The organism is Paracraurococcus lichenis (assembly GCF_030657435.1).
GTDB lineage: Bacteria > Pseudomonadota > Alphaproteobacteria > Acetobacterales > Acetobacteraceae > Paracraurococcus > Paracraurococcus lichenis.
This window is the reverse complement of sequence record NZ_JAUTWS010000059.1, coordinates 1-23085: the sequence shown is the minus strand read 5'-3', so window position 1 is coordinate 23085 and position 23085 is coordinate 1. Positions and strand designations below refer to the sequence as shown.

Sequence of the window (23085 nt, the reverse complement as noted above, 5' to 3'; positions counted from 1 at the left end):
GGCTCCAGGCGAGACGCTTTTTGCATACCTGGGGCAGTGACGGGCGGTCCCCATTCGTCGTACAAAATTATCCGCGTCCTGGATGTCACCTGGCCAAGCCGGGACCACGCCAGCCTACTCGGTAGGTTGGTCGCGATGCCGGGCGTAGACAGGAGGACGGCTCAGGATGGCGAGGCATTCGGGAGCCTCCAATGGGCCGCGCGCGGAACCGGACCCGCTGCTCCAGGCCATCGGTAGCCGCATCCGCGAAGCCAGGAAGCGCGCCGGCCTGACGGGCTCCCAGTTGGCCGAGACGATCGGGACCAACAAGACCTGGATCTACTCCATCGAGGACGGCCGGCAGAACGTCACCATCCAGGGCTTGCGGCGCTTGTTGCGGGCGCTCGGCCTGGAGATCCAGGAGGTCATGCCCTCCGGCCCTGATCTCTCGGAGGAGATGGCGCGGGTACGGCGGCTGCATAACACGTCGTCCGCGTTGATCCTCCTTCTCGTTCCTCTTCTCGACGAGCTGCGGGAACTGCAGGCCGCGACTGCCGAGGTGCTCGGGGCAGAGAAGAAGTAGGCGAGACCTGCGGCACAGCGCTCCGTTGACCTGCCTCGCTTCCGCAGCACCCTGAGGTTTCCTGGCCTGACCACAAGCGCTCCCATCCCGGTCCCTTCCGCTCGTCCTGGAACATCCCAGTAGGTCGCGCATCCGCGTCGGCATTCCTGTTCCGCAACCTCGCCATCCAGACTGATCACGGTGAGCTGATCCAGCTCTGACGAGGCTCCGTATATTCCCTCACGACAGGACCATTTGAGTGGGCTTAGGATATCGTTGATGGCCTGCCAGAGAGAGCATCCTGGCAGTCTGCCGGCACCCTGAACCGCACCGGTGTCGCATGGCGACGTCCCGTCCAGGCTGGGTTACCGAGCTTGCGAATGCCCGGCACGAGGCACGACCCGCGTCAGCTCGACTGCCGCCTGCGGGTTGGTACGGGCCTCCGGTGCTCGGCTCGACCTCCAGCCGCAGCGCGCCCTCGGGCGCTCGCAGTAGGAGGTGTTGGTCGCATCGCACGCCAAGTTCGGGCGGTCAGGACTCATTCTCGAGCGGGCTGTCCTCTTCGGCATCCGGCAGCTGGAAGCGAACGCCGCGACCGCCGGTGTTCCTGCCAATGAACTCGATGCCCGCCTCCTCGAGCGCACGTTTCATAGCTTCAAGGTTCTGTGGCATCGGCGACCGCCTGCCCTGTTCGAAGCTGTTGATCGTCGGCTTCGACACGCCGGCCGCTTGGGCGAGCCGGTCCTGGCTCCAACCCAACATCGCGCGAGCTCCCCTGCATTGTGCCGGGCTGAGTACGTCCATGCCGCGCTTGCCTTTCCTGCTGGGCATGCGCATTATGGTTAAACCTTTCACTGTAAAGAAGACCCAGGCAGGGTCGGAGGGACGGAGCGTGCCACCTAACACATTCCGGCAGAGGTTTGTCCCCCTGGCTCTCGCGCCCGCCGTCCTCGCCGTTTCGGTGTCGCCGCGACGTGTATCCAAAGGAGACGGCGCATGACCACGCCCGCCGTTGCTGCGAGTGCTATCTTGCAGCCTCTCGACCCACCGGCAGGCACGAGGGTTGTCGGCGTCGGTACCGGCCCGAACACGCTCGATCTGCACGTCAGTGGCACGCCTTATGCCGGGCTGATGCCGCAGTTCACCGTCTCTGTGGACGGTGTGCAGATGGGCGGGGTCTTCACCGTCTCTTCGCTGCACGGCCAAGCCTCGGACGCCATCGCGCTGCACGGCACCTGGGGACCCGGCGCACACGTGGTTTCGATCAACTACCTGAATGACGACTTCAACCGCGCTGCCGACTGGAGCAACCCGGCCGCGGTCATGGCGGTGTCAGGTAATGACCGGAACCTATTCATCGACGACGCAAGCTACGACGGGCAGGCCATCCCGGGTGCGGCACGCGGCATCTGGAACGCCGCCTACAAGTGGGGCGATTTCACCACCGCTTCCGCTCCGACCGGGACAACGGCAGCGGTGGGCACGACAGTGGCCCCGGACGCGACCGCACAGGCTAATAGTTTGACCGACAAGGCTGGCAGCGGCGCCTTCGACACCACCGATGCCGCACTGGCGCAGTATGGCATTACGCAGCAAGACCTCGCGGCCTACCAGCAGCAGGCGAACGAGGCACTGGCCGGCACCGGCCTCAATCCCGACATCTACGCCATGGGCAAGCCGGTGAGCGGCAGCGCTCCGGCCGTTGTCGATGATAGGACGCTCGACTTCAACGGCGGTCACTACGACATCCGGTACGTCGAGGACTTCGGCAACGGCCGGGGGCTCTTCACCAACGCCTGGGGCGATGCCGGCGTTGCTAATGGGGTGGGCTACTCCGCCGTGCGGACCGACGACGGCTTCTCCGGGCTGATGATCCCGGCAAACGGCCCGAGCGGCGGCCTCAGCTACGGTCTGCATGTCCTGTTCGGCAGCCTCACGCCGGCCTGGCACAGCGGCACCTACTTCTGCCTCTGGCCCGCGGACGATAAGTGGCCCGGGCCCGAGATCGACCTCGTCGAGATCAACGGTGCCGGCCAGCCGTACGGGACGCTCCACTGGGCCAAGAACGGCGTCGCCGGGGACGGCGGCTTCGACAACAACGGCTACGACAGCTTCGTCTACACCGGCGTGGATGCCTCGCAGCCGCACGCCTACTGGGTCGACTGGCAGCGCGACCACATCACCTTCGGCGTCGACGACCACGCCTTCAGAACCTTCACCACCCACGTTCCGCAGGCTTACGTCGACGGCGGCACCAACCAGAGCCCCGGCATCGGCTCCAAGTTCGAGGGCGTCGCCAACACTGGCACGCTCCAGGGCTACGTCTACGCGACGGAGAGCACCACGGGCGGCTTCTCGGCCGCGCAGCTGACAGGCGCTCTTGATCACCCGCTGATTTAGCAGGAGGACACCATGCCCAGCGGCGCCTCGTCCCTGCTGTCTCGCCTGCTGAATGTCATCGTGACCGTCTTCGCCGTCGCCCTCGGCGTGGTGGTGGCCGCCGCCTGGATCGTGCTGCGGGCCACGCTTTGGGTGGTGGGCGTGGTGGCGTCCTCGGTGGTGCGGTGAGCTGCGCCGCGGCCGCTGCGGGGATCGCGCTGTATCGCTGCCTCGCAGCTGATCCCGCCTGCCTGCCCCTGCAGTACCAACCCTACCGCCTCGACCTGGCCTCCATTGCGGAGCAGGAGAGCGGGTTCAACCCCTGGGCGCTCAGGGACGAGACCACCGGCGAGAGCCTGTTCCTGATCTCCCGGGACGCCCTGGCCGTCGAGGTCAGCCGGCGTATTGCCGACGGCCACGCGCTCGGCGTGGGCATGTTCCAGCTCACCGGACGGCAGACCTGGTCCCGGCACGGCCTGACGACCCTCGAGCGGCTGACCGATCCCTGTCTGACCATGGCAGCCGGCGCGGCGCATTGGGTTGCCGACCTCAGGGCCGCCGCCGACCAGCGGTACAACTCCGGTCGGCCCGACGGCGCCCCCGGCTATGCCCGGCAGGTCGCGAGCCGCCGGGTCCGTCTCGCGCCGCTGCTGGAGGCTCCCTCTCCTGCCCCGGTCCCGGAAGCCGCCACCCCGCGCACCCGTGCGACGGCCTTCGACCGCGCAGCCAGGGCAACCGCCTTCGAGCGAGGCGGCCGCCTCGCAACGAGCTCCCCCGTGCCGTCACCCGAGGCGGGCAGCACCGGGGTCTCCCCCCAGCGCCTCACGGACCGCACCCCATGAGCCTTCTGCCCAAGCGCGCTGCCGCGGCTGCCACGCTCGCCATGACGGCAGCCTCGCCGGCGCTCGCCCAGCTTTCCACGGGTGGCGTCAACATCACCGGCAACACCAACCCCACCAGCATCGTCTCGAACGGCATCAACCTGCTGCTGCTGGTGCTCGGCGCCCTCGTCCTCGGCTACTGGGCCGTGGTCGGCGGGATGCACCTGCGCGGCAATCCGGTGGAGGGTCGCTGGATCGTCGGTGGCGTCATCGGGACGATCTTCATTGCCGGCTGCGCCTATATCGGCCAGCGTCTGCTCAGCGGCGGCGCAGGCGGGATCGCCCTCTGATGAGCGCGCCGCCTGATTGGAACGACGATCCGCCGCACAGCGATCCCGTCTACCCGATCTCGCGCGCCGCGGCGCCGGGCGGCGTGCCCCTCGGCCTGAGCATCGCCGGCCTTGTTGCCGGGTCGGGACTGGCCGTGCTCTTGCATCCGTTCTTCCTTGCCGCGTTGCCGATCGCGTGGGCGGCGGCGCAGCGGTGGTTCAACGGCGACCTGAAGAAGCTGGCGACCCTGTGGCTGTACCTGTCGGGCGCCTGGATGACGCCGGACCCGGTCGTGACGCGGCCGGATGGCAAGCGGGGCCGCCTGTGGGGCGGCTCCACGGTCTCGGCGCTGCCCAAAGGCAACGTCGGCGGCCGGCCTCGCCACGTCGCTCTCCCTCGAGACTGACCCATGCCGCTCCGCACCTCGGACGAACTCCTGCCCTACTGGACCCACCACGACGAGCGCACGATTCTGCGTGATGGTGGGACGCAGGTCCGCATCTACCAGGTCTCCGGCCTGCCCTGGGAGCTGGAGACGAACCGCTCCATCGGCCGGCTGCAGGGCCGGCTCAAGGGTACGCTCGGCAGCGTCGCGCACCCGAACCTCACCATCGCCGTCCATGTCTGCAAGCTGCTGGAGCACGGCGTCCCCCAGGCCGGCGAGATGCACCACACTTGGCCGCGTCAGTTCGACCAGGATTATCGGCAGCACGTCCTCGGCCACGGCCTGACCCGGAACACAATCTACATCTCGGTCACGCTCCGTTCGTCCGGCTTCGGCCGGCTGTGGGGCGGCAAGACCGGCATGCCCACGCCGGAGGACATCCGGCGCATGGACGAAATCTGCGCCGTGCTGGAGAGCGATCTCGCCCTCTACGGCATCGCCCCGCTCGGCCTGCGCGCGGAGCGTCGGCGAAACGGCGTGCTGAAGTGGTACAGCCAGGTCGCCGAGGCAGTTGGCATCATCCTCTACGGCCGCTATGAGCGGGTACCCATGCCGGCCCATGGCAGTCGGATCGGCCGCGCCATCCTGCGCGACCGGCCGATCTTCACCCCGGGCGCCCGCACCATCGAGATCCGCACCCCCGGCAACGGCGCGGCCGCCCGCTACTTCGGGACCATGCTGGGCTTCACCGCCTGGCCCGAGGGCATGGAGCCCGGCATCCTCAACGGCCTGCTGAGCTTCCCGGGGACCTGCGTCGTCACCGCGACTTTCGGCTTCAAGAGTTCGACGATGGCCCGCTCGGCCATGAAGCGCCGCCAGGGTCACGCCAGAACGGCCGGCGAGGAAGAAGAGGACGACGTCGGCAGCATCGGCGCGGCGCGGAAGGAGTTCCACCGCAAGGAATGGGTCCTGGGCGCCATGCACCTGTCGGTCGCGGTCTACGCGCCGACCCGCGCCCGGCTGCACGACCTCACCAACCGGGCTGTCACCGTCCTCAAGGACGCGGCGATGAGCCCGGTGCAGGAGGACCTCAACCTGGAAGCCTCCTGGGCAGCGCAGGCCCCCGGCTGCTGGCACAAGATCGCCCGCCTGGACAACTTCACCAGCCTGAACTTTGCCGCGCTGGCGCCGCTGCACAACTACCCGCCGGGCGACGATGACCCGCTGTGGGGCGATTACGTCTGCGACTTCCGCACCACCGGAGGCACCCTCTACCGGCACAACCTCCACCGCGGCGAGGTCGGCTCGACCCTGCTGCTGGGCATGACGGGTGAGGGCAAGTCCGTGCTGGCCTGCGTGCTGTTGCTGGGCGCGGTGGAGCGTCTGCACGCCCGCGGGATCATGTTCGACAAGGACCAGGGCTCGAAGCCTTGCATCCTCGGCATGGGCGGCTCCTACCTGACCCTGCGCTACGGCGAGCCGTCCGGCCTCGCCCCGCTGAAGGCCGCCCGTGACACTCCGGACGAGCACGGCCATCTGGTCAAGCTGTTCACCGCGGCGATCAATGCCCGGGCGCCCGAGGGCTTCGCCTGGACACCTGAGGAGGTGGACCGGCTGAACCGGGCCATCGCGCAGCAGCTGCGCATGCCATCAGCCATGCGATCCTGGGCCGGCGTGCGGCAGATCATGGGCTGGCGGAACAACCGCGGCGCCGGCGCGTGGCTGGAGCCCTGGTGCGAGGGCGGCACGCTCGGCTGGGTCTTCGCTAACGACCAGGACGAGGTAGACCTGACCCGCCGCTGCGCCGGCTTCGACACCACTGCGCTGCTCGAGCACCCGGAGGTCTGCGGGCCAATCCTTGCCGACCTGTCCTGGCGGGTGCGGCGCCTGGCGACTGGCGAGCCGCTGTTCCTCTACTGGGACGAGCTAGCCATGGCGCTCAAGATCCCCGAGTTCGAGGACATCATCGGCGACAACCTGTCGACCATCCGCAAGAAGAACGGGGTCGTCGTCATGGCCTCGCAATCGCCCGGCGCGCTGCTCGCCAGCAAGATCGGCGACGTCATCCGGCAGCAGACGCCGACCAAAATCAGCTTCGCCAACAAGGAAGCCGATTGGGAGGAGTACCAGGCCATCGGCTTCACGCCGGTGATGTTCCGCATGGTCACGCAGGACTTCACCCGTCCCCCCAAACGGTTCGTCATCAGCCGCGCCGGCGCCAGCGTCGTCCTCGACTTCGACCTGTCGACGATTAGGCAGCACCTGTGGATGCTGTCCGGGCGCGCGTCCACCGGCGACGAACTGGATCGCATCATCGCCGAGGCTGGTCCCGACCCGGATGTGTGGGTGCCGATCTTCCTGCAGCGCGCGCCAATGGCCCATGCGCGCGCCATGGCCGAAGCCGCCCTTAAGGCGGCCGAGGACGCGGAGCGGGCCAAGCAACCAGTCCTGGAGGCCGCAGAATGACCCACCCCGCATTCCGCCGCGGGCCGTTGACCGGCTTCGTACTGTCCTCTGTCGCCTGCGCTACCCTGGCCTCCGGTCTCGCCGGAGCCGCGGGCATCCCCGTGGTGGATGTTGCTCTCAATGGCCTCGTGAGTGATGCCCAGAAGGAGACGATGGCCCGCTGGATCACCCAAGGAGCGCAGATGGCCAAGACCATCACCCAGGGAACCGAGATCATCCGCAACGGGGTGGAGCAGGTGAACCAGGGTGTCCAGCTCTACCACAACTTCACTGACCCGACCTACCTGCAGAACTTTGCCATGTCCCTCGTGCGGGCCAATGTCCGCGCGCCCCTGCCCGGTGACAGCAACCAGGTCCGCGACGCTCTCGCCGGCGCCCTCGGCTTCGACCCGTCCAGCTTCCAGCTGTCCAGCGTCATGACCGACTTCCTGCAACGCAACCTGGTCTACCGCCCCGAGGGCGAGGATCCGGAGGCGGTGCGGCTGCGGGAGGAGGCGTCCTCCAACGCCGCCCAGCTTGCCATGACACAGCAGGGCTACGAGGCCAATGCCCGGCGGATCGACGGCTTGGGCGAGCTTGCGGGACAGATCGGCAAGCAGGCCACCATCGCGGAGCGCGCCGACCTGCAGAACCGCCTTTTGGCGGAGGTGGCCTTCTCCCAGACCCAGGCCAACCAGTTGAAGGCCGTCGAGATGACGGCCAGAGCCGAGGAGGACCGGCGCCGGCAGCAGCAGGAGCAGCGCGACCGCAAGAGCGTCGAGGACATGGTACGCGATGCCGACGCGGCCATTGCCCTTCGTCGCGCGCGGTACATCCCGATCAACGCGAGCCTGATCCCATGAGGGGCTGGCTCGCCCTAACGGGGCTGCTGGCGCTCGCCTCCCCGGTCCTGGCGCGGGAGACCCGCCAGAGCCGTACCGCCGAGGCTCGGACCATGACGCGGCAGGCCGACGACTTTATCCGCGCCAATCCGCGCTCCGACCCGGGCAACCCGCTCTTCTACGCCGGCACGCCCTGGACCCGGGACTGGGTGCTGTCCCAGTGCAGGCGCTCCTCGGGCGGCCCCAGCCTCCGCGCCTGTGCCGCCGCCGCCCGCGCCCGGAGCCTTGACCCGCGATGAACTTCAACATCTCCAGCATCGTCGACTTCTGGAACCGCGCGATCGTCGGCGCTGTGGATCGGCTGCTGGAGGCCTTCGTTCGTGAGATGGCCGCGGCGGCCATCGTCTCCCTGACGGCCTGGTGCCTCGTCACCGGCTGGCGCTTCCTGACCGGCGAGAGCGAACAGGAGCTGAAGTCCCTGATCCGGCGCGGGGTGGCCATGAGCCTGCTGGTCTCCCTCGCCCTCTCGACGCCGCTGCTGAACCAGTACGTCCGCGACTTCTTCGGAGTGTCGCTGCCCGGCTGGTTCACCCGCACCCTGACCATCGCCGGCTTCTCAGGCGAGGAGGCCGCTTCGGCTGCGGCCCTCGGCCTGACAATGCCGGGCAACTTCGGTACCGACCTAGACGCGCTCTGGTGGCATGGCTGGAAACGCGTTGCCATCGTGTGGGGCAAGGCGGGATGGAACCCGGTCACCATCCTCGCCTGTGTGGCCATTGTCATCGCCACCGCCATGCAGATCATCGGCTGCCTGACCGGCTACCTCATTACCAGCGTGCTGCGTGGGCTGCTGATCGGCTTCGCGCCCGTGTTCCTCGTGCTGGCGCTGTTCGACTACACCCGATCGTTCTTTGAGCGGTGGCTCGGCAAGGTCGTAGCTCTGGTGCTGGCCGGGGTGATGCTCGTTGCCGTGACGCAGATGGCGCTGCAGAGCGAGCTCGTCATGCTCGACAGCATGACCGACCCGCCCCTGACCTCGCCCGAGGTTCCCGGCGCTCTGCAGCAGGCCAAGACGCTCTTCTTCATCGTCATCATCTGCTGCGTCGGGCTTCTGCTGATGGGCTACGCCGCCATGCTGGCCTACCAGATCGGTGGCTCGGGCCTGCCGCCGGCCACGGTCCCGAACCTTGTCACTGGCAGCGGCCGGGCCGCCAGCGGCGTTGCCCGCGGCGTCTATGGCCTTGCCGCGGGCACCACCATGGCCGTCCGCAACGCCATGCAGTGGGTTCACCGCGGGGGTGGTAGAGGCGTCCCCTCGGGGCACGGTCCCGGTCCGCAATGGCGCCCGCCGCATGCCTCGGGCGGCCCTGGCGGCGGCACCGCCCGGCAAACCTCCTCCCTGGCCCACCCTGCCCGTCCCCGTCCCTACGGATCCTGAGAGGCCCGACATGCGTGCCCTGCTGATCGCCACCAGCCTCCTGCTCGCCGCCTGCAGCGCGTCGAAGGACCGCCCCGCCCTGGTCACGCCAGGCGGGGCGTGGCGCCAGCTCAACGCTGGCCAGTGGGCGTGGCAGGGCAACGAGATCGCCAGCCCGCCGCTCGGCGCCGCAGCGGCCACCGGCCTCGGAGACGCCCGATGAGCGGCGCCCTACCTGCCGCCGGCGCTAGCGGCAACCAGATCGTGGCGGAACTGCCCCCGCCGCCTCGCGCCCTCTTCGCACCCTCGACCGACGAGATGGCCGAGCTGCGTCGGGACCTGGCCGCCGGCCGGCGCGATGCCCGCGACCGCGAGGCAGCCGCGAGAACCTGGCGGCGCCTTGGTGTCGGTGTGGGCGTGGCCGGCTGGTTATCGGCCGCGGTCATGGCCTGGGGGTGGAGCGCCACCTATCCGCTGCGGCGAAACGTGCACCATTTTACCGTACTGAATGACACCGATCACACGGCCGCAGTCTTCGAGAGCACCTGGAACCTCCCCGACAGCAAGCGCGAGGCGCTGATCCTCGGCACCGCCGCGCAGTTCGTTCGCGCCTGCGAGGGCTACAGCTGGGTGGAGGCGCAGTTCCAGTACGACTATTGCGCCGGACTCTCGGCCGGGACGCTGCGCCAGGACGTCGTCGCCGAGTGGGATCCGGCGAACAAGGACAGCGCGCAAGCCGTTTTCGGCACCAATGGCTGGAAGCGCGTTGCCACCGGCAAGCCGATCCGCACCGGTACCACGGCCATCGTTGTCCCGGCCATCATCGTCGCGGCCCGGCCGGGCGAGCAGCCGCAATGCGCCCGGCGGCTGATCCGGCTGTCCTACTCGGCCGTCACCAGGCTGCCGACCACGCTGCACCTTCAGTACCCCACGGCCGACATCATGTTCGTCGGTCGCAGCCGCGACGTCGACCCAACCCCCATTGACCCCGCCACCTGCCGCTGACGGAAATCCCATGCGCTGCCTGCTGCTCGCCCCTGCCGCCGCCATTCTCGCCACCCCGGCCCTCGCCGCCATCGATCCGCCGGCGTGCTCGGTCGCCGGCGACCCGCGGGTGCGCTGCGCTGCCTATGACGAGGTGCAGGTCTATCGCGTGCCGGCCCGCGTCGGCGCGCACGTCACCATCCTGTTCGCCGAGGGCAGTACCATCCTCGACCCCGCCGGCGCCATGATCGGGGCGTGCAAGGAAAGCGAGAGCCCACAGGACTGTCGGCAGCGGATCACCGAGTGGCAGATCGTGCCGGACGCCAACAGCCTGCAACTCCAGGTGTTACGCAACGACCTGGCCAGCACGGTAATGACGGTTCCGGTGCAGATGCGCGGCGGCAAGGTGCTGAACCACCTGTTTCAACTCGACACCGCGGCGCCGAACCCGGGCAAGGTCGGGGCGGCGCTGCTGTCCGAGCGGGACGAGCCGGACGAGGGCAAGCGCCGGGCCGCCAATGGCGACACCATGCTGCTGCTGCGCTTCAGCTATACCGCCCAGCAGAACCCACCGCCCTCGCCCGCTGCGCGTGCTCCGGCTGAAACCGCCGCGACCCCGTTCGCCGCGACGCAAGCTTCGAACCGCTTGGCCGGCACACTGCGGCAGGAGGCGTTCTATGGACCGCACGCCCGGAACTGGCAGTACATCGCCCGGGGCGACACCGAGACCCAGCCGCTCGAGATCTCCGACAACGGCCTTGATACCGTGGTCCGGTTCGATGTCGGGCTGCCGGTGCCGAACGTCTACAAGACCGAGACCGGCCGATGCAGCGGCGCCGAAGGCGAGGCCCTGGTGACGAGGGATACCCTGGGGCCCGGGCTGTTCCGCATCCACGGCACCTACCCCGTCCTGTGCTTTCGCCGCACCCCGACCAAGGCGACCGAGGTCCGCAACCTGGGCTTCGACCCCTACGGCGCCAATCCGGGCACCGGGACGATCAGCCCGGACATCGTCAGGACGGTGCGCCGTGCCCCCCGCTCCTGACCCACGTCATGACGAGGACGACGCGTTCGCCGGTCTCGACGAGGAGACCGGCGAAGCCGAGGCCTCCCGCGAGCGGCCAAGTCGGCGGGTGTGGCCGTGGGTGCTGCTCGGCACCGGCCTGCCCGTGGTCGCCACACTCGCCACCTGCAGCATGACCGGCCAGAAGGTGATGCAGGAGCCGGCGGCGGCCATCGTGACGACCCCGCCTCCGCCTCCGCTCAAGCCCGCCATGCCCGGGGTCGGGCCCAACACGTCGACTGCGGCAGCCACCAGCGGTCCGACCACACCCGCGCCGAATGGCACTGGAGTGGTTGTCGTCAGACGGGACGCCACCGTCCTCGCGGGCACCAGCCGCGCTGAGGCCGCCCGCACCAAGGCCGAGGACGCCGAGAAGGCCCGCACCAACGCCCGGCTTGGCGCCCAGCAGCGGGCCGCGCAGCGCGACGGGGAGCGGCCCGGGGTGAACCGGGCAAGACCCTGGGTGAACGAGCATCCCGAGTTCACCATCCCCAGCCACACGCCGATCAGCTGCACCCCCGACGGGCCGATCAACAGCGAGGCGCAGGGGCCGGTCACCTGCACCATCGACGCCGCGGTGCGCTCGGAGGACGGTACCAACTTCCTGCTGTGGCCTGGCGCGGTCATTGAGGGCTACCTCGGCAGCGGCCTGCAGTACGGCCAGCGGCGGCTCATGCTCGCCTTCGAGCGCATCCGCACCACCGACTATGTCCGCATCCCACTGCGCGGCATCGGCGCTTCGCCACTGGGCGAGAACGGCATCACTGGCACCTATGACAGCCACCTGTGGGAGAAGATCCAGGCCGGCGTGCTGCTGACCGTGATCGAGGGTGCCGTGGATGCCGGCGTGGGCGCGGTGAGCAACAGCCTGCAGAGCGGCGGCGGCAACCAGTTCCTCAACTTCGGCAACGTCGGCAGCCGCGCCCGCGGCACACTCGGGCAGACAGCCCTGCAGCAGGACTACAACCGCCCGCCCACCCTGCGGCGGGATCATGGTGACAGCATCACCGTTCGTACTGTCGGGGACCTGGACCTGTCCTCGATGTACGAACTGCGCGAGGTCCGCGATGCCGCGGCACGCGCGGGTGTCCCATCTCCCAGGAGACAGGCTCGATGATGACGGATGACCGTGCGCTGCGCTGGCTCTTGCGGCCCGTGGAGCGGTGGATGACCGACCCCGCCACCACCGACTTCTGCATGAACCAGCCAGGCGAGGCCTGGGTCAGGCAGCGGGGCACTTGGATCTCGGTGGAGACGCCCTACGACCTGGAGGACCTGGAGATGATCGGGCTCCATTCCGCCGGCCTGCGGCGCCAGGATATCTGGACCGACACCCCCCTCTGCGCTACGACCTCTCCCTGGGGACATCGGGTGCAGTTGATCCAGCGCCCCTGCGTTTTACCCCTCACCTACAGCTACAGCGCCAGGCGAGCCGGTGACTGGCAGCCGACGGTGGACGGGCTGGGAGCGGCGGGGCTGTTCGCCAACACCCGCCGGCACGATGACGCGGGTCGGCGACAGAACGCCTATGTCGAGCCCGCTCGCCACTACCGGGAGGGCGACATGCCCGGGTTCTGGAAGGCGGCGGTGCACAACGGCCTGACCATCATGGCCGGTGGCAAAATGGGCAGTGGCAAAACCACGTTCGTCCGCGCCCTCGGCGCCGAGGTGGATTCGGCGAAGCGCGTTTGCAGCATCGAGGACGAGGACGAGGCGCGGCTGACCCAGCCCAACCGCGTCGGCATGCTCTATAGCGAGGGCGGTCAGGGCGAAGCGGACGTGGGCCCGGAGAAGCTGATGGTGGCGGCGCTCCGCATGGCCGTGGAGTTCGCCATGGTGCAGGAACTCCGCAACGCCTCCGCCTGGGCCTTCCTGCGCATGGCGGCGACGATCCAGACCTTCACCACCAACCACGGCGACAGCTGCTACGGCATCTTCGACTCCACCCGCCTCATGCTGAAGACCAGCGAGGGCGGCAAGTCGATGAGCGACGTGGATATCTTTCGCCTGCTCAATCGCTACGTCGACGTGGTGGTGCACTGCGAGTTCACCCCACCGGCGGAGCCGAGCGGCAAGGGAACCTACGGCCAGGACGAGGTGTGGTTCCGCGGCGTCGACAGGCCGCTCGGCCTGACCGACGAACAGGCCGCCACGTGAGATACGGTCTCGGCACGCTGCTGCTGGCGCCGGCCTGGCTGGCAATGGCGTCCGTCGCCTTTGCCGGCTGGACCGGGCGCTTGCCCATCCTCGGACGGTCGGCGGCCTGGTGCTGGCTGGTCTTCCTCGCCCACGGCCTCGGTGAGGGCTTCTGGCCGGGTGATCGCCTCGCGCTGCTGCTCGCCGCTCTCGCCGCGACGGCGGGTTGCGGCCTGCTGACCCTGCTGCTCGGGCTCGGGCGCCGGCCCACGATCGAGGTCAGCCGGGACGGCATTGCCCGCGCGCGGGGGCGAACGCACGGCTCCGCTGCCTTTGCCACCGAGCGACGGGCGCAGGAGCGGTTCCCCGGCGTCTCGGGGGAAGGCTACGGCGGCATCCCGGTTGCCTGGAACTACCGCCGCGACCTGTCCCGCTGGGCCGGGGTGCCCTTCGAGCCCCGCCGGAGGGAGACCTGGGACGAGGCGCCGAAGGCGCGCATGCTGGTCGACCCCTGCACCCTCCGCTCGACCATGAGCGCCTGGGTGGCGGGATCCGGCGTCGGTAAGTCGCAGACCCTGCTGCAGACGCTCGCCCACCCCGAGTACCGCTGGCGCGGCAGCTACGTCGTCGGCGACCCGAAAGGCGAGCTGGAGGCGATGACCCGCCGGACCCGGGAAGCCATGGGCCAGCTGGTCTATGCCATCCGCCCTGGCGAGGACGGCATCAACGTGCTCGCCGCGATCGACCCCAAGGGCGAGGATTTCGAGCTCGATGTGATGACGCTGGCGCAGCGCATCGCGCCTGAGCCGGACCCCGGAGCGAGCGTCGAGACCAGCGAGTGGGCCACCTGGGCACAGCAGATCATGTGGGCGATGTTCGCCCACATGCTGGCCGAGCCGTCCTGGCCGGCCGACCGCCGGAATCTGCGGACTTTCAAGGCGGGCGCGAGCTGCGGCGAGGCGGAGCTCAAGCAGCTGCTCTTCGGCATCGCTGCGTACAGCCCCAGCAAGTTCGCCCGGATCAATGCCCGTAGCGTGTTGCTGGAGGCCGAGGACACCTGGACCGGGGTCTACGGCACCCTGCAGGCGCACACCGCCTGGCTCGGCGCCACGCCGCTGGCCGACATGGTCTCGGACGACTCCCTTCACCCAGCCGCGATCTGCACGCGCCCGATCACCGTCTTTGTCCAGGCCAAGCCGAAGGCGCTGAAGGCGGCCCCAGGCGTCGCGCGGGTACTCTACGGCGCGCTCATGGGCGCCGCCTACGACGCCAACGGCTTCATCCGCGGACGCATCCTGTTCGACGTGGACGAGGCCTACACGTTGGGTCGCATGGGGATCTTCGAGCTGGTCCGCGATCTCGGCCGCTCCTACGGCATCACCGTCCGCTGGTGGTTCCAGGCGCTCGGCCAGCTCGAGGTGCTGTACCGGCAGGGTACCAGGGCCTGGTACGCCTCACTCGCCTACATGGCCTATGCCGGCGTGGCCGACACCGACACCGCCAAGATGATTTCCGAGTATGCCGGAAAGTTCGGCGCGGTCGTGCGCAACCGCTCGACCAACCGGGGCAGCGCGACGACCGGCGCCTTCCTGCGCAGCACCTACAGCCGCGGCGAGGGTGACTCCGAGACGGAGGTTCACCGTCAGCTCCTGATGGAGCACGAGGTGCTGACCATGGCCGACAATGAGGTGCTGTTCCTCTCGCGCGGCATGCCGGTGATCCGCGCCTGCCTGCCGCTCTCCTTCCAGGACGAGAGCCTCAGGCCGCACCTCGACGACAACCCGCTGGACGCCGCGCGCCTGGCCTGGCGGTCCAGGAGGGGCAACCGCCGCCGACTGGCGGCCTAGCAGGAGGGAAGGATGCCGAGGATCAGCGACAAGGATCGGGCGGAACGTGACGCGCGGGAGCTGAACGCCTGGGAGCCGATGCGGGCCGCCGGCGAGGCATTGCAGCGCGAGCGGCGGTCGCAAGAGGCCGCGAAGCGACGCGAGGACGGCGTGGTGGAAACCGCCAAGGAGGAGCGCTCCCGCGTGCTGCGTCCCCGGATCTAGCCAGGAGAGCCAGGCCATGACCGAGAATGTCCCCTCGCCTTCCCCGCCGACCGGCTACGACACGGTCCTGCAGGTGCTGGCCGACATGCGCCGCGAGCAGATCGACCGTGATCTGGCACAGGCGGAACGCGACATCGAGACGCACCGGCTGCTGGAGGCGCTGATCGGGGCGATCGAGGCGCACGATGCGACGCTGCGCGAGTTGGTCAGCGCGGCACGACCACCGAAGGACGGCGGCAAGAGCCTGCGGGACACCCTGAAGGAGCTGTTCGGCGGCATCGAGGCGCGGCTCGACGGCCTCGGCGAGAAGGTGGACGCCCTGCCTGAGGAGGTCGCCGGCGAGGTCGGCAAGCTGGTCGAGGTCGAGACCGTGGAGGCCACACCGTCAGGAGGCTGAACCATGGGTGTCGCCCATGTTGATCTCGTCCGCACCCGGTCACCGGGCAGGATGGCAGCCCACCTGCTGCAGGCGACCGAGCCGGAGGCCGAACGGGACGCCGCTGCGGTCCTCGCCGGTCAGGAGATACCGCGACAGCGCGGATCCATCCTGCGGCCCTGGCCCGATATGCCGGCCGCGGTAGCGCAGGCGATGGGCGCTGATCCGCGCAGGCCGCTGACCGAACCGGAAGTGGTTGCGCTGGCGGATGGCAGGCGGGCGGATGGTACGGATGTCCCCCGCCCGGCGCGCGCCCGGCGCTTCGCCGGGGGTGACGCCGACGGCAAGCAGCAGGTCAAGTTCATCCACCTGACCCTTGCGCCCGACATCTCCTGGGCTGTCGCCCACGCCAACGCGAGGACACCCGCCGGCGCGGCGCTGATCCTCTCAGTCTTCGAACGCGCAGCCGACCGGACCATGGCCGATGTGGAAGCGCGAGCAGCCGTTGTCACCCGGCGAGTGGGCGGTACGCGAGTCGAGGAGCGCGGCCGGCTTGCCGCCTGGAGCGTAACCCATCACGCGACCAAGCCCTTCCGAGACGGCACGAGCGCACCGGATCTGCATCGGCAGTACGTGGTGCCGAACGCGGTCGTCCTGCGCTCCGGCGAGGTCCGTGCGCTGGACGGCCGCCGACTGCTGGCCATGCAGCGGGACCGCAGTATCGGCAGGCTGCTGTCCTACCACCTGCAGCAGGAAGGTCAGGCGGCGGGCCTCCGCGTCGAGCTGCGCCAGGGCGCCGCCGTGCTCTCGGATGTGCCGGAACGGGTGCGGGAGCATTTCTCGCGGCGGTCGCGCGAGGCGGAGGAGAATGCGCGGACCTTCACCCGCGAGAAGGGTGAGGACTGGATAGCCCTCACCGAGGGGCAGCAGCGCGCCCGCGTGCGGGCCGGGATGCGGGCGACGGCGAGCGGGCCTCGTGACGGTATGGCCGACCGCGCGGCATGGCGCCGGGCGTGCGAGAGCCTCGGCTTTCCGCCCGCCGACCTGGCCGGTCAGGAACGGATCGCCGCCGCGCCGTCGCGGCAATCGGTGGAACAGGACAGGGCAGGCCTGCAAGCCCGCGCCGCGGCGCTTCGCTCGGCTGCGGTGCAGACCCGCCAGCATGTCCAGCGGCTCCGGCAGGGCGCCGAGCTGGCCGTGACCTTCGGCCCGTCGATCGCCGTCAACGTGACCCGGCGGCATATCCAGGCCGCGCTGGACCGCCCCCGCACCCGGCGCGCGCTGCTGACCACGGCGCGGCTGCTCCGGGTCAGCGCCGTCGCCTTCTACCGGCGTTACCAGGTCCGCGCCGCTTATCGTACGGGCGTGCGGCTGCGCGAAGCCTTCGAGCGCAACCGGGTCGTCCAGGCGGGGCGGGCGGTCGCGCGGCAGCTGCGCCCCTCCGTGATGCGGCGTCGGGCGGAGATGCTGGCCGACGGGGCACGAACGACACTTGGGGCGGTGCGGGCCTTCCGCGACGCGCTCGGGGAGGGCTGGGACCGCCTGCGTGAGGTGCGCGAGGCGCAGCGCCTGCTGCCGCCGACGGCGGCCGACCGTGTCCGGCAGCGCGTGCGCGCCGAGGTCGTCCAGGGGCGGGCCATGAGCCGGTCCTTCGCAGAGGCCCGCGAGGCCGGGACGGCGATCGGAGCGCGGCGCGACGCCGAGTTGCTGGCTGCACAGGGGCAGAGCCGGATGCCCGCGGCAGCCGCGGTGCGGGGGCTGCGCGCGAGGGCCGAGGGGGTCGAGACAGCAGCGCGGAAGACCCCTCCCCCGGCGCTCACGGCCAGCGGCGGCGCGCTGGCGGAGCGGCGTGACCAGACCATCCTGGAGGCGGTGGCGCAGGCGAGAGGCTCCGGGATCCGGGTGCCCGAACCGCCCGGTCCAGCGGCCAGGGTGTCCGGCACCATGCTGGACGGGGCCGTGCCGGGGGCGACCGCTGGGCCGGCCCGGCCAGCAGCTCCGGCCCGGATGACGGCGCCGCAGATCCGCGCCGCGCACGAGGCCCTACGGACCCTCGCCGCCCTGGACGAGGACCAAGGGCAGACGCGGAACGGGGTCGGGTTCAATCGTGACGACGGCGAGCGGGGCCGCGAGCTGGCCGGCCGCAAGCGGCTGACCCGGGCGGAGGCGGTCGAGGCCCGCACGATGCTGCGGAAGTACTGGCGCCAGATCGGCGAGGAGGCCCTGGCCGCCATGGGCGCCCGGCCCCTCGCCCGCCCGGCGTCCACCAGTGTCGACCCGACGTCACCGACTGCCGCCAAGGTGTCGCCAGTCGTCGGCGAGCGGTCGGCGGCTGACGGCAATGGGTCAGCCATTGTCGTCAGGTCCGCGCCTGTCCGCCCGCTGGCGCGCGTCGAAGTCTCCCGGACCGAAGCGGAAGCGCAGCTGCGCGATGCCCTGCGGCAGTACGGGCTCAAGCCGGACGGGCACGAGATCCGTTGGGACAGCGGCATCCAGTACCTGCCAACCATCGACAACAAGCGCGGCGAGAAGTCCGGGGCCTACATCGCCCATTGGGAGGGGCGGGTCCCGGCGGCGGCGATCTACAACTGGAAGGCAACCCGGTCGGAGAGCGGCTTCGTCGGCACCTGGAGGGCGGACGGCGACACCAGGCCGCTCACACCGGCAGAGCGCGCCGCCATGGAGCGAGAGGCCGCAGCCCGCGCCGAGGCCGCACGGACCAGGCGCGAGGAGGGACTGGCGCGAGGAGCCGAGACGGCGCGGGCCACATTCGCCGCCGCGCGGCCGGCGCCGGCTGATCACCCCTACCTGGCGCGGAAGGGCCTGCCGGTCACCGGCGAGCGGGTGGACGCGCAGGGCAACCTGCTGATTCCGCTCTACGACGCCGCGACGGACCGGCTCGTCAACCTGCAGCACATCAGCCCGAATGGCGCCAAGTGGCCGCTGGAAGGGGCGCAGAAGACCGGCACGGCGGCGCTGGTCGGCACGCCGCAGGCCAGGCAGCCGATCATCATCGCCGAGGGCTACGCCACGGCGAAGCGGCTCAATCTGGCGCTGGGCCAGGCGGTGACCTTCGCGCTCGACGCCGGCAACCTGCTGCCGGTGGCGCAGGCGCTGCGGGCGCGGTTCCCCGACCGGGAGATCGTCTTCGCGGCGGACAACGACCACCACCTGCCGCTGCGTCCCGATGGTCCGCGCAGCAATGTCGGGATCGCCAAGGCGGAGCGGGCGGCGCAGGCGGTCGGCAACGCCCGCGTCTGGGCGCCTCCGGCGCTTGAGGAGCGGCAGCGGACCGCCACGCAGGACCACCCGGCGGGACAGGCGGTCGGGACCGACTGGGATGACTACGCCCAGGTCAAGGGCGGCGGCACCGTCAAGGCGCTGTGGGACCTGGAGCGCTCGTCGGCGCGGACACCGTCGCAGGCACCAGGCGCACCTGGGCTGACGTCAGACGGGGAGCGCACGCCGGCTGCGAAGGCAGCGAAGCCCCAGGCGACGCCCGCTGCCGCGCAGGACCTTGGGCCGTGGGCGGCGGCGGTTAGGCAGGGAACAACGGCGGCAGGCGACAAGGCGCCGGCGCGGCCGCATCGCGGCGTGAGGATCTAGACCGCCATGGAGCCGGCCCACAACGTCCGTCGTCTGCCCGCAGCCCATTCGGCTTCGTACGATGAGCCATTTGTCCTCTGCTGCCCTCCTGTCGCGTCCCTCCTGCGAAGGCGCTTCCTGCTCTCTTCTCCATCGACACTTTATCGACCGACCGTCGACAATCATCGACACCTATCGACGCTTCATCGACAGATCACCGACACCAAATCGACAGGCTGGCGACACTCCGCCGACGGATCGTCGACATCCTGTCGACAGGTTGGCGACATCGCAGCGACAGATCATCGACATCCCGTCGACATCCACATCGACAGGCTGCCGACACTCATCGACGGCGGATCGGCGGATACCGACAGGGAGCGACGACATGGCAGTACCGCCCGAAACTTCGCGGCCTAATGTTCAGAAGGAGTCTGGCACGGAGCAACAGTGCCTGACGGATCGGTTGCACGAGAGGCGGTCACGGGCAAAGGCCGGTGGAGGAACGGCAGTTGGCTGGGTTCGGCAGCGCTGGGACGAGCTCCTGGAGGCACGGCGCCAGCATCCGCCACCGACCTGGGCGGAGATCGCCGATCTCATGGCCGAGGATGGCGTGAGCTATCAGGACGGACGTTGTGCGGACGCGAAGCTCGCACGTCAGGCCTACGACGTGGCCAGAAGGAAGCACGATCGGGCGACCAGCCGTGCTGCACGCCCCGGCGCGGCGCCGGCCATAGGGTCCAAGTCCTCTGCCCCGGTGGCGATTAGGCCCCGCCGGGTGTTCCACCCGGCGGACAGCCGCGATGATGTGTAGAAGGAGGAGAGCGCCATGACAGCGACAGAGGCGGAGCGGCCCCCTTCCGATGTGGCGGGCGAGCCGGAGAGCTTTGACCTCCGGGCGGTGATGCGGGCTGGGCTCGGCAAGCGGCCGGTGCGACAGGTGCCGCTGCCACCAATGCCTTCCGTGCGAGCGGGAGAGCCGCTGGTGCTGCCGCGCGAGCCCGAGGTGCCGCCGCTCGCCGACCTGACCGGCCGGCGCAAGCTCCTGATCGTCTGCGGCCCGCAGAACGCCGGCAAGACGCTCGACATGCGCATGCTCGCCTCCGAACTGCGCGAAGCCGGGATGCTCAGCCGGGCAGTCTTCGCCGCGGTGGACCACGGCCCGCGCACCCTGGCGCGCTTCGTTCATGTCGAGCAGCCCGAGACGACGTCGCAGGAGGACAGCCTGCGCTTCATCCGGGACGCGCACGACTTCATGGCGCACGGCGGCGACGAACGGCCGCAGGTCTTCGTGCTGGACTGCGGCGGCAACAACACCGCGCTGCCGGCAGCGGTCGCGGCCAATCCGGGCTTCGTCGGCGACCTGGAGGCGGCCGGGGTGGCAGCGGTGCTCGGCTACTACTGGGTGCCGCGGGTCGGCGACCTGACCTTGCTGGAGCAGCACGCAGACATCGGTCTGGTCTCGCCGCATACCATGCTGGTGATGAACCTCGCCAAGAGCGGGCGGGGGCTGGAGAGCTTTGAGGTCATGCGGGCGCAGGAGCCCTGGCGGCGGCGGGTGCTGGCCGGCGCCGCCGAGCTGGTACTGCCGGCGCTGGCCGAGGAGTGGTCGCAGGAGGTGGAGAACCTCGGCCTGCCCTTCTGGGCCGCGCGGGACGGGATGATGTCCCAGGGCACGGGCGCTGATCCGCTGTCGGCTGATCCGCTGTCGGTAGCAGGACGGGTGGCGGTCGGCGAGTGGATGGCGAAGTGGCGCCAGGCGCGGGCGCCGGTGCGGTCCTGGCTGACCTGACGTGACGCGGCCGCCCGGCGAGTGGGTGGACGCGGGCGGGGTCGTCCACGGCGGCGTGCCGCTGCCGTCTGGGCTGGGACCCCGCTCGACCCCGGGGAACGCTGCGGCATCTCGTGAGGCAAGGGCACGGCCGGCTGAGGCCGGAGGCGCGGCCCAGGTAGTGTCGAGTGAACGTAGGGCACGCGAGGGAGGCGCCTTGGTACCAGAGGCGCCCCGAGGACGGCTGCTGCGGTTGCGGGCGGTGCGGCGCCCGGAGGCGATGCCACCGCCACCGCAACCTGTGGCGCGGGTGGAACCGCCGCCCCCGGTCAAGCCGGTGGTCCCAGGCGAGGCGGAGGCCTTTGCCGAGGTCATGCGCGAGGCGCAGCAATGGCTGGTCGGTGCGCTCGGGCGCGACGGCATTCGCGACACCGATGCCCGCTGGTTCATTGGTGCGCTGGCGGCGGCGGTGACGGCGGTCGAGGCACATGGCCGCCGGCTGGATCGGTTGGAGCGCGATCTGCTCGTGGCGTTGGAGCGCCTGCTGCAGGGGGCCGAGGAGCGGCTCAAAGCGCCCTACACGCCGGAGGAGCGCCGGGCGCTACGGGCGGAGGTCGTCCAGGCCGCGGCGGGGGCGATGCCCGGTCAGGAGGAGCGGGATGCGCTGGCACGAAGCCTGACGGCTGCGGTGGAGCGTGTGTTGACCCCGCTGGCAGAGCGGGCGCAATCGCCGGCGTTAACGGCAGCTGCGCCACCCTCGGCCGAGGAGCAGCGTCGGCTACTGGCCTCCGGGGCTCGGCTCGCTGTCGCCCAAGCGCTGACGCCGGCGGTGGTCGGGAAGGCGTTGCTGACATCGGCCGGCTGGGTAGCCGGGATCTTCTGCGCTGGTGGGCTGTCCGTCGTGTTGCTCGCCGGCTTGGCGCGAGCGGTCGGGTGGTGGTGATGTCGGGTCGGTCAAGTGGTCAGTGCGACGACTGGGTGCGTGCCGCAGGCCGCGGTGGACGGTGGCACCATGGCGCCGTTTCTGCTGGATCGCTGGACGGGAACCGTGATGGAGGCTGGCCGAGTGCGCTACACCCCCTCGCAGTGGGTAAGGAGCGGACCTGCCGTGCCGGGTGAGACGCGACGTTACCGCGGCAGGTACGTGAATGCGAGCGAGCTCGGCAGCTTCGCATTTTGCGAGCGCGCCTGGTGGCTGGAGCAGCAAAGGACGCCCTCGGCGCGCGCACCCGAGCGGGCCCGCGGCGTAACTTATCACGGGCAGTACAGCGAACGGGTTCGGTCGGCGGGAGCGGTAGCACGGCTGGCGAACGTCGCTTTTGGGCTCGGCCTCATGCTACTACTGCTCGGCCTGGCGCTGGCGTGGTGATGAGTGGCTTGCTGTTCGGGCTGGCCGCCCTCGCCCTGCTGGCCTGGTGGCTGCTGCGGCGCCGCGCGGCCGTGCTGCCCGGCGGGGTGGTCTACAGCGACGCACCGGACGCCCCGACACTGGTGTCCCATCGTCACCGGCTGGCGGGCCGGCCGGACTATGTCGTTCGTGGGGCACGTGGCCCGGTGCCGGTCGAGGTCAAGTCGCGCGGCTGCGGCAGGCACGGCCCGCACGCCGGCGAACGCGCGCAGCTGCTGGCCTACTGCCTGCTGGTCGAGGCGGAGTTTGGCGAGCCGGTCCGGGAAGGCCTGCTGCAGTACCGCGACCGGGCTGTGCAGGTGCCATTCGGCGAGGCCGAGAGGCGGGAGACTGCGGCGCTACTCGCGGCAATGGTGGGCAGGCAAGAGCGGCACCGCAGCCACCTGCAGGCGGCGCGGTGCCGCGGATGTGGCACGCGGGCCGCCTGCGGCGAGGCGCTGGGCTAGCGCCGGCCGGAACAACATAGGCAGGGGAGTTCGACTTACCGACGTGGTGCCCCCGTTTAGCCGGAGGGCTACAGCAAATTTCGGTAGGTCGGGACAACTTCAAAC

Annotated in this window: 23 protein-coding genes; 22 read left to right on the top strand and 1 reads right to left on the bottom strand. The window is 70.2% G+C overall.

Features of this window, described 5'->3' with window-relative positions:
* Window positions 1-166 precede the first annotated feature (166 nt).
* Window positions 167-562, top strand: a complete 396-nt coding sequence (locus Q7A36_RS31110; protein ID WP_305107683.1) for a helix-turn-helix domain-containing protein — start codon at window positions 167-169, stop codon at window positions 560-562.
* Window positions 563-1072: 510 nt separating this feature from the next.
* Here the strand turns inward: Q7A36_RS31110 and Q7A36_RS31105 are convergent.
* The gene (locus tag Q7A36_RS31105) at window positions 1073-1345 is read right to left on the bottom strand and encodes a helix-turn-helix domain-containing protein (RefSeq protein WP_305107682.1); all 273 of its coding nucleotides are present in this window, start codon (window positions 1343-1345) and stop codon (window positions 1073-1075) included.
* Window positions 1346-1537: 192 nt separating this feature from the next.
* On the opposite strand from Q7A36_RS31105, the gene Q7A36_RS31100 reads away from it, so the two are divergent.
* The 21 genes from Q7A36_RS31100 to Q7A36_RS31000 all read left to right on the top strand — a co-directional run bounded on the left by Q7A36_RS31100 (window position 1538) and on the right by Q7A36_RS31000 (window position 22980).
* On the top strand, window positions 1538-2941 hold the full coding sequence (locus Q7A36_RS31100) for a family 16 glycosylhydrolase (RefSeq protein ID WP_305107681.1): 1404 nt from the start codon (window positions 1538-1540) through the stop codon (window positions 2939-2941).
* Window positions 2942-2953: 12 nt separating this feature from the next.
* Window positions 2954-3109: a hypothetical protein gene (locus tag Q7A36_RS31095; protein ID WP_305107680.1), complete on the top strand. Its 156-nt coding sequence runs from the start codon at window positions 2954-2956 to the stop codon at window positions 3107-3109.
* Window positions 3106-3762: a transglycosylase SLT domain-containing protein gene (locus tag Q7A36_RS31090; protein ID WP_305107679.1), complete on the top strand. Its 657-nt coding sequence runs from the start codon at window positions 3106-3108 to the stop codon at window positions 3760-3762. The genes Q7A36_RS31095 and Q7A36_RS31090 overlap by 4 nt, the downstream gene beginning before the upstream one ends.
* Complete coding sequence (locus Q7A36_RS31085) at window positions 3759-4091, top strand: hypothetical protein (protein ID WP_305107678.1); 333 nt, start codon at window positions 3759-3761, stop codon at window positions 4089-4091. The genes Q7A36_RS31090 and Q7A36_RS31085 overlap by 4 nt, the downstream gene beginning before the upstream one ends.
* Complete coding sequence (locus Q7A36_RS31080; RefSeq protein ID WP_305107677.1) at window positions 4091-4477, top strand: hypothetical protein; 387 nt, start codon at window positions 4091-4093, stop codon at window positions 4475-4477. Before Q7A36_RS31085 ends, Q7A36_RS31080 begins: the two co-directional genes overlap by 1 nt.
* A 3-nt stretch (window positions 4478-4480) precedes the next feature.
* The gene (locus Q7A36_RS31075) at window positions 4481-6922 is read left to right on the top strand and encodes a VirB4 family type IV secretion/conjugal transfer ATPase (protein ID WP_305107676.1); all 2442 of its coding nucleotides are present in this window, start codon (window positions 4481-4483) and stop codon (window positions 6920-6922) included.
* Window positions 6919-7764: a type IV secretion system protein gene (locus tag Q7A36_RS31070; RefSeq protein WP_305107675.1), complete on the top strand. Its 846-nt coding sequence runs from the start codon at window positions 6919-6921 to the stop codon at window positions 7762-7764. Before Q7A36_RS31075 ends, Q7A36_RS31070 begins: the two co-directional genes overlap by 4 nt.
* Complete coding sequence (locus Q7A36_RS31065) at window positions 7761-8042, top strand: hypothetical protein (protein WP_305107674.1); 282 nt, start codon at window positions 7761-7763, stop codon at window positions 8040-8042. Before Q7A36_RS31070 ends, Q7A36_RS31065 begins: the two co-directional genes overlap by 4 nt.
* Entirely contained in the window at window positions 8039-9181 is a 1143-nt protein-coding gene (locus Q7A36_RS31060) for a type IV secretion system protein (RefSeq protein WP_305107673.1), read from the top strand. Before Q7A36_RS31065 ends, Q7A36_RS31060 begins: the two co-directional genes overlap by 4 nt.
* A gap of 10 nt (window positions 9182-9191) precedes the next feature.
* Complete coding sequence (locus Q7A36_RS31055) at window positions 9192-9383, top strand: hypothetical protein (RefSeq protein ID WP_305107672.1); 192 nt, start codon at window positions 9192-9194, stop codon at window positions 9381-9383.
* Window positions 9380-10165: a VirB8/TrbF family protein gene (locus Q7A36_RS31050; protein ID WP_305107671.1), complete on the top strand. Its 786-nt coding sequence runs from the start codon at window positions 9380-9382 to the stop codon at window positions 10163-10165. The genes Q7A36_RS31055 and Q7A36_RS31050 overlap by 4 nt, the downstream gene beginning before the upstream one ends.
* Window positions 10166-10175: 10 nt before the next feature.
* Window positions 10176-11189: a TrbG/VirB9 family P-type conjugative transfer protein gene (locus Q7A36_RS31045; RefSeq protein ID WP_305107670.1), complete on the top strand. Its 1014-nt coding sequence runs from the start codon at window positions 10176-10178 to the stop codon at window positions 11187-11189.
* Window positions 11173-12324, top strand: coding sequence for a TrbI/VirB10 family protein (locus tag Q7A36_RS31040; protein ID WP_305107669.1), 1152 nt, complete (start codon window positions 11173-11175; stop codon window positions 12322-12324). Before Q7A36_RS31045 ends, Q7A36_RS31040 begins: the two co-directional genes overlap by 17 nt.
* Window positions 12321-13364, top strand: a complete 1044-nt coding sequence (locus Q7A36_RS31035; protein ID WP_305107668.1) for an ATPase, T2SS/T4P/T4SS family — start codon at window positions 12321-12323, stop codon at window positions 13362-13364. The genes Q7A36_RS31040 and Q7A36_RS31035 overlap by 4 nt, the downstream gene beginning before the upstream one ends.
* Window positions 13361-15190 carry a type IV secretory system conjugative DNA transfer family protein gene (locus tag Q7A36_RS31030; RefSeq protein WP_305107667.1) on the top strand — a complete coding sequence of 610 codons (1830 nt, stop codon included), beginning with the start codon at window positions 13361-13363 and terminating at the stop codon, window positions 15188-15190. The genes Q7A36_RS31035 and Q7A36_RS31030 overlap by 4 nt, the downstream gene beginning before the upstream one ends.
* A 12-nt stretch (window positions 15191-15202) precedes the next feature.
* Window positions 15203-15394: a hypothetical protein gene (locus tag Q7A36_RS31025; protein ID WP_305107666.1), complete on the top strand. Its 192-nt coding sequence runs from the start codon at window positions 15203-15205 to the stop codon at window positions 15392-15394.
* A 16-nt stretch (window positions 15395-15410) separates the two neighbouring features.
* Window positions 15411-15791 (top strand): hypothetical protein, encoded by a 381-nt coding sequence (locus tag Q7A36_RS31020; RefSeq protein ID WP_305107665.1) that lies wholly within the window; start codon window positions 15411-15413, stop codon window positions 15789-15791.
* A gap of 3 nt (window positions 15792-15794) precedes the next feature.
* The gene (locus tag Q7A36_RS31015; RefSeq protein ID WP_305107664.1) at window positions 15795-19376 is read left to right on the top strand and encodes a relaxase domain-containing protein; all 3582 of its coding nucleotides are present in this window, start codon (window positions 15795-15797) and stop codon (window positions 19374-19376) included.
* An 808-nt stretch (window positions 19377-20184) separates the two neighbouring features.
* Complete coding sequence (locus Q7A36_RS31010; RefSeq protein ID WP_305107662.1) at window positions 20185-21147, top strand: hypothetical protein; 963 nt, start codon at window positions 20185-20187, stop codon at window positions 21145-21147.
* 352 nt (window positions 21148-21499) lie between these two features.
* Window positions 21500-22069, top strand: a complete 570-nt coding sequence (locus tag Q7A36_RS31005) for a hypothetical protein (protein ID WP_305107661.1) — start codon at window positions 21500-21502, stop codon at window positions 22067-22069.
* A gap of 425 nt (window positions 22070-22494) precedes the next feature.
* Window positions 22495-22980, top strand: a complete 486-nt coding sequence (locus Q7A36_RS31000) for a CRISPR-associated protein Cas4 (RefSeq protein ID WP_305107660.1) — start codon at window positions 22495-22497, stop codon at window positions 22978-22980.
* Window positions 22981-23085: the final 105 nt, after the last annotated feature.